Source organism: Herpetosiphon sp., from assembly GCF_003512625.1.
GTDB classification, from domain to species: Bacteria; Chloroflexota; Chloroflexia; order Chloroflexales; family Herpetosiphonaceae; genus Herpetosiphon; species Herpetosiphon aurantiacus.
This window is the reverse complement of sequence record NZ_DOPT01000023.1, coordinates 1-5153: the sequence shown is the minus strand read 5'-3', so window position 1 is coordinate 5153 and position 5153 is coordinate 1. Positions and strand designations below refer to the sequence as shown.

General features: G+C 59.7%; 5 protein-coding genes. All 5 read right to left on the bottom strand.

The genetic code is table 11. The features are described 5' to 3' along the window. Window positions 1–192: 192 nt before the first annotated feature. Entirely contained in the window at window positions 193–546 is a 354-nt protein-coding gene (locus DEF47_RS05240; RefSeq protein WP_287045005.1) for a hypothetical protein, read from the bottom strand. Window positions 547–980: 434 nt separating this feature from the next. Continuing rightward, window positions 981–1373, bottom strand: a complete 393-nt coding sequence (locus DEF47_RS05235) for a transposase family protein (protein ID WP_287045014.1) — start codon at window positions 1371–1373, stop codon at window positions 981–983. An 858-nt stretch (window positions 1374–2231) separates the two neighbouring features. Then, window positions 2232–3107 (bottom strand): 3-deoxy-7-phosphoheptulonate synthase, encoded by an 876-nt coding sequence (gene aroF / locus DEF47_RS05230; RefSeq protein WP_012191501.1) that lies wholly within the window; start codon window positions 3105–3107, stop codon window positions 2232–2234. An 81-nt stretch (window positions 3108–3188) separates the two neighbouring features. Then, window positions 3189–4058 carry an ABC transporter permease gene (locus tag DEF47_RS05225; protein ID WP_012191500.1) on the bottom strand — a complete coding sequence of 290 codons (870 nt, stop codon included), beginning with the start codon at window positions 4056–4058 and terminating at the stop codon, window positions 3189–3191. A gap of 12 nt (window positions 4059–4070) precedes the next feature. Continuing rightward, window positions 4071–5030 carry an ABC transporter ATP-binding protein gene (locus DEF47_RS05220; RefSeq protein ID WP_012191499.1) on the bottom strand — a complete coding sequence of 320 codons (960 nt, stop codon included), beginning with the start codon at window positions 5028–5030 and terminating at the stop codon, window positions 4071–4073. Window positions 5031–5153 lie beyond the last annotated feature (123 nt).

The window sequence follows — 5153 nt, the reverse complement described above, 5'->3', positions numbered from 1 at the left end:
GATCACCTGACAGTTGGAGCGGTCGTCCGCACGGACGACCGTGTCGCTGGGGCACGACGACCTGCCACATCACGGTACTTTCGTGGGTCTGCCGGGCGTGAGACAGGCACATAACGGGTGACCGCGACCATCGACGAGAAGGTTGTCAATCGTCGCCCGATACTGGCTCTCCCGAATCGCCTGTGATGCCCATTAAATTGCCAGCACACGCTTGCCCAGCAAATCAAAGTTCGCTCGTCCGTTAATCAGCTTTAGTCGATGAATATGCGCTTCGATGGGACTATTGCCGTAGGGCTGCGTGAGCGCATTGGCGACTGCTGCATAATCAGTCCGCAGTCCGCTGGCGAACCCGATGACACTGGCTTCCGTGTCTGCCAACCACGCATCCAATCCGGCCGCATCACGCGTGCGGACGAGCCGCACGAACCGCTGTGCCAGGCCATAGGCCGCCTGGATCGCAGGATTCCACGTACCGATCTGGGCGATAGAGGTCTGATCGGATTCGGCGGTCTTGGCCTTTGTGGCCACCGATGTTGGATACACCAACGCCCACGCCGTTTGCTGCGTCGACCGCAGCCGGAACGGTGCGGGAGCCAGCGGTAGTAGCGGCACATCACGCTACGCCGTTCCCGGCCGTTTATCGATCAGTCGATTCATCAACCGCCGCAGACTGGAATAGCTGTCGGTAAAGTCATGCTGTGTTTGGAGTTCGCACAGCAGCCCACGATAGCCGGTGCACTGCGTTCTCCACAGCGGTCACTATGGCACGCTCGCTTGCGCCGGCCTGTTTGGCAGCTGGGCGAAGTACCGGCCCTTCCCGCTCCACAAGCCGGACGATCGCATCCCGCAGATTGGTGAGCAGATGGAAGCGATCAGCGATCTGCTGGGCTTGGGGTGCGCCCACAGTGGCGGCCGTGATGCCAATGTCGGAGTGATCACGGCTGAAGACCTAGATGGTGGGATGCGCTTGGAGCCACGCGTCAATCGCCGTAGCGTTTGTGATAGGCCCAATCGTCAATACCACCATGGGTCACAGCCTCGGCGACCGCAGGTTCGAAGGCGCGAATCAGGCGCAAGAGCGTGTCAGAGCTGGTGGTAATGCCTAGGTGATTGAGCGTCCACACGCCAGCTTCACCACCGAGTGCTAAGGCGAACCGTTGTTGCGTCCGCGCCAAGCGGGTGGTTCGGTGGGCATGGGGTAGTGCCAGTGTCGGCAGCGGTTCAACAAAGGTTTGGCGCAGATACCGCCGATTCGGACAGCGAAACCGCTGGAGATGAAGTTCCAACTGGACTGGCATTGTCATCCAAGGAAGATCGAGTACCCGCCGACAATACCGGCCGTACCGCCGCGAGGTCGTGGTTGCGCAGGTCAGGCAAACGATGGCGGTCTGGGTGGAATGCGCGATGAGCTATACTTGACAGTGCTGGATGGTGGGGGTTTCAAGCCGAAAACAGGGCAATTTAACAAGGGTTTAAAGGCATATGGGTATCCTAGAGTGGAGATTAGCATCCTTATCACTTTAGCACAGGTGAGCATCACAGATATTGCGGAAGACCCAGTATAGGGCGGAAAGTGACACGAACTGGCGTTTAAGGTGATTCGGGGCGGCAGACGCGCCGCACGCACGGTCGTCTGCCGCCGCCATTTCATGCGGCCCAGGTGAAGACTGGCATTCCGTATCAGGCAAAGGATGCAATGGCGACCAACCCGCACGCCCTGCTGGCGTAAGCTCGACTAACTCCGACGGCTGCTATAGCGGAAGCCGCTGGTGGCTTGCGCCCGCGTCAGCGAGCCATTCACCGCCGGACGGTTCCGGTGCGGAATCGGTGATCGCGTGCATGCGGGCCTGAGTCTGGCCGAACTCAAAGCCCCTGCGCCATCCCGCGAGGGTCTGGCGCAGGCAGGCCTGGCTGAGCGAGTTGCTCGCCAGTCAGTCCAAGAGCATGACCGACCGCCGCCGACTGACCGACTGACCCCGCACCGGCGGCACCGACAGGCCAGTTTCCCCGGCCAGCCGCAAAGCAGCTCATTCCCGTCGGCACCGCTCGTCTTCATCTTGGTGAAAACCCCGCAAGTCCTGCCAGCTCTGGCCGGTGCCGATTCCAGACGGCCGTGTCCGAACTGCCCGATACGTGTAGGATAGTCCTGGGTGCGTCAATACCTAGGGCTGCTAGAATCGCAAGCGGGTCAAGCGCTGCGTCGCCGTCCTAGGTCGGGCGCACTGGCAAGGTCAGGCAGGAACATCCGCCGCCTCGGCGTAGGCGGGCGTGATCGCTGGCAGGTGCAGTCTGCGCCCCACGGCAGAGGCCACCGCGTCCGCTCGCAGCATAATGTCGGCGAATTCGGCGCAATCCACGGTCTGCTGGGAGTCCGAAACCGAGCGCTCGGGATGTGGGTGGACCTCCAAGATCAGCCCGTCGGCCCCGGCGGCGAGGCTGGCCAGGGCAAGCGGGCCGACCAGGCTGCGACGCCCCACGCCATGGCTGGGGTCGGCGATAACCGGGAGATGGCTCAGTTCCTTGGCGAAGGCCAAGGCGCCGAGGTCGAGCGTGTTGCGCAGGCTGGGTTCGAAGGTGCGGATGCCCCGCTCGCACAGGACGACATTGGGGTTACCACAGTTCAAGATATATTCCGCCGCAAGCAGCCACTCCTGGATCGTCCCCGACATGCCGCGTTTCAGCAACACCGGCTTCTGGATGCGGCCGACGGCCTCCAATAGATGGAAGTTCTGCATATTCCGCGCGCCAATCTGAAGCATATCGGCGTACTCGGCGACCAATCCCACATCGGCCGGCGTCATCACTTCAGTGACCACCGGCAGGTCGGTTGCTTCGCGGGCTTTGGCCAACAGTTGAAGCCCTTCCTCGCCCAGGCCGCGGAACGCGTATGGCGACGTGCGTGGCTTGTAGGCGCCGCCGCGCAGCATGTGCGCCCCCGCGGCGCGCACATGCTGCGCCGTCGCCAGAATTTGCTCCTCGTTTTCCACGCTGCAAGGGCCGGCGATGACGACAATTTCCTCCGCGCCGATGCGAACGCCGCCAACATCTACCGTCGTGCGTTGCCGTTCGGGCGTCCGCGCGGCGAGCTTACAATCCAGAGTGATCAATGGTGCGCTCCTTCGATTGACTAGTCAAACATCCGGCCGGGACGAGGCGCCGCGAATAACGCCTCGTCCCGGAACCAGCGCCTAGATGAAATGTAAGCCAAGCTTCTTGGAACGCCGCTCGGCCTTGACCAGCAGGATTCGCGAGATCACCATGAAAACCACGGCGTACGCGCCCAGGATGCACCACTCAATCCACGGAGGTAGGATCGTCTGCCACTTGTTTTGCAGGCTGTAGTAGCGGATAAGGTCATAGCCCCAGGTATAGGGCAGCGCGTAGGCCACATACTGGAGCGGCAGCGGATAGGCGGAAAGTGGGAAGTAGGTTCCCGACACGAATTCAAACAGGATGGCCAGGATTTGCACAAACGCCCCAACCTGACGCCAGATCAGCGCCAGCATGGCGATCATGATGCCGATCGAGATCAGCACGCCCATCACCGCCAGACAGACGAGCAACACCATAAGCATGTTGAAGGCGGTCGCCTCGGCGATGAAAAACAGGACGATGTACAGTGGCAGAAACACAATCTGGTTCACGATCGCGCTGGACAGCACGTTGCCCAGGAAATAGGCATAGCGCGACGACGGATTGCTGTACAGGTATTCCAGGGTGCCGTTGTGCAAGTCGTTGCTGACGGCGTTCATGGGCGCCGTGAAAGAGGTATTGCTGTAGACGAACAGCAGCAACCCGCCGAACATAAAAACGATCAGGCTGCGGCCGGTTAGCACCGAGCCGGCGACGGTGTAGGTCGTGATGCTGGCGAGCAAATAGAAGAAGCCGATGCGAATCGTCAGTTCGAAAAGCCGGCCCACGAGGTTGGGCAGATAGCGAAACTGGATGAGCAGATCCTTGACCGTGGTGGCGACGAAGACCTTCCACGACGATATTGGTTTCGATTTGCTGGATTTCACATAGTGAGTATCACGCGTGACTTGAGTTTCCGAGATCATACTTCCCCCTGTTTAAGCTTCAAACCCGTCGGACAGCAAGCCCATCCGATACACAAAGGCGTCTTCGAGCGAGACGTTGCGGTAGCGGAACTGGCTCTGGATCTGTTCCTCGCGCAAGATATGGATGATCCCTTCCATCGCATCGACCATATTGTTGATGCCAAACGACACCCATTCGCTATCCTGATCGTCGCTGTTGAGAACTGGCGGCAGGCGGAGGATTTTATCGACGACACCCAGCGGGATCGAGTGTTTTTGCAATTCGATGAAGCCGTCGACGCCAACCCCCTGCTTGAGCTCCTGCGCTGTGCCGACCGACGCGATCACGCCGTCGTGGATGAGCGCGACCCGGCTCGATAGCTCGTCGACTTCGGACAAAATGTGCGAAGTCAGCAGCAAGGTTTTGTGTTCTTCCTTGACATATTTCTTGAGAAAGCTGCGGATATTCTTGGCGATCAGCGGGTCGAGGCCTTTGGTCGGCTCGTCGAGGTAAATCACGGCCGGATCGTGCAGGAGCGCCCGCATAATCACCACAGTTTGCTTTTGGCCGCCGGACAAGTAGCCAAAGTACTTTTTCAGGTTGGACTTAAAATCGAAGTATTCGACCAGTTTCTCGATCTGGGCGTTGACCTGTCGCTTGTCAAGCCCGCGAAGGGCGCCGAAGAATTGCAGGTTCTCGACTACGGTCAGGCGCGAGTAGGCCGAGCGCTCGGTATCCTGGCCGACGTAGCCGAAGAGATGGCGGATTTCGTTTTCGTCGTCGTCCAGGTCTTGGCCGAGGATATGCACCTTGCCCGAGTCCTTGGTCAGCAGGGTGGCGAGGATTTTGATCAGGGTCGTTTTGCCCGAGCCGTTCGGGCCGAGCAATGCCAGGATCTCATCCTGGTAGAGGTCTAGCGACAGCCCCTTCAAAACGGCGCTGTCTTTGCCATACGATTTACGCAAGTCTTTGACCGATATGGAGATCGTCATCGTTCTTCCTTCCAGGTGTTATGCCAAAACGGGGCCAGCATGCGCTAGCCATGGACTGTCTGAAGCTCGCCGTTGATTAGCGAAACAATCGCCTGCTGGGCGCTGCTGTCAAAAAAATGGTCG

Bases quoted from the DNA above. Each gene is read 5' to 3' on its own strand.
- DEF47_RS05225 (WP_012191500.1), bottom strand. From the start codon at position 4,058: ATGATCTCGGAAACTCAAGTCACGCGTGATACTCACTATGTGAAATCC.
- DEF47_RS05220 (WP_012191499.1), bottom strand. From the start codon at position 5,030: ATGACGATCTCCATATCGGTCAAAGACTTGCGTAAATCGTATGGCAAA.